This is a genomic window from Sporomusa sp. (assembly GCF_057736855.1).
Genome location: NZ_JBYKYF010000405.1, coordinates 1 through 1,451, shown reverse-complemented (window position 1 = coordinate 1,451; position 1,451 = coordinate 1). Strand labels below are relative to the sequence as shown.

1 protein-coding gene is annotated in these 1,451 nt (G+C 42.0%); it reads right to left on the bottom strand.

Annotated features, from left to right (window positions below; translation table 11 throughout):
- On the bottom strand, positions 1-1,155 hold a 1,155-nt coding region (locus AC29Z1_RS16870; protein WP_488272613.1), incomplete at its 3' end, for an ATP-binding protein.
- Positions 1,156-1,451 lie beyond the last annotated feature (296 nt).

Below are 1,451 nucleotides of genomic sequence, written 5' to 3'. Positions count from 1 at the left end.
TGTACCATAGTTATTGGGAACAGCCGTTACTTCCAGCTCCATAAGCATGCCTATATTAGAACCATATACAGCCAAACCGTTAACTACACCCACTTGCGGGCTCAGGGGAACTTTTTTCTCAGGCCTCGGAGTATATTGGCCAAAATTTATAACCCATTCCACATCAGCCTGGGAAATAGTCTGTTCATGTTTCCCACTGCTTTGTACAATTCCGGCTGCAATCTGAACAATATTCACAGCTTCCCGCCCGTTGGTAGCAAAACGCTTAATAACTTCCAATGCACCCGGTTCAATCGTAAAGTTAATTTTTTTTGCAGCATTTACGGCCACAGTAGCTATTTCATCAGGTAATAGCGGTCGAAAAAATATTTCTACACACCGCGAACGTATAGCTGGAGGAATATCTTGTGGCATCCGGGTAGTAGCTCCAATGAGCCTAAAATCGGCTGGCAACCCATTTTGAAATATATCATGAATATGCTGTGGTATATTCGTATCCTCACTATTATAGTAGGAGCTATCCAGAAAAACCTTACGATCTTCTAATACCTTTAGTAATTTATTCATCTGGATATGATGAAGTTCTCCAATTTCATCAATAAATAATACTCCACCATGCGCTTTAGTCACAGCTCCTGGTTTAGGCTGAGGAATACCAGCCATCCCCAGCTGACCAGCCCCTTGGTAAATTGGATCATGCACTGTGCCGATAAGCGGATCGGCAATCCCCCGTTCATCAAATCTGGCTGTTGTGGCATCAAGTTCGACAAATTTAGCTGTCATTTTAAAAGGGGAATTAGGGTTTTTCCTTGCTTCGTTTAGTACCAGCCGTGCTGCTGCCGTTTTACCCACGCCAGGTGGCCCATAAATAAGTACATGCTGCGGGTTAGAACCGCATAAAGCGGCTCGTAATGCTTTCAGTCCTTCTTCCTGACCAACAATTTCTGTAAAATCGGTTGGCCGGGTTTTTTCGGCCAGTGGTTCGGTTAAGGATATCTCCCGCATCTTTTGCAGTTTGTCCATTTCTTTTCTGGATTCACGTTCTACGGCAATTTTGTTGCCCTGCAGTGATTTAAGCAGGTTCCAGAAATAAATTCCAATAACCACGGCAAAGAACAACTGAATGAGACTGATAAAATTCACAGCATAATCCAAAATTCAATGAACCTCCTTCCCCGGGTAATTTTTTTAACTCATGTTCCTTTATCATGAGTCTAGTATAGGCAATGTACACTATTTTATCCTGGCAAAAGCCGGCAAGCTAACAGTTAGTATCTATATGTATTTCAAAATTTTATGAGTAAAAAAAGAGCCGTTTGACGGCTCCTTTTATTTTACGCAGATTCTTCTTTTTTCTTGGTTTTACGCTCAGCAGCCACCAATATCGGTTCCTCTTTATTAAGAACAACTTCTTTGGTGACAATGCACTTAGCAATATCGGTACGTGACGG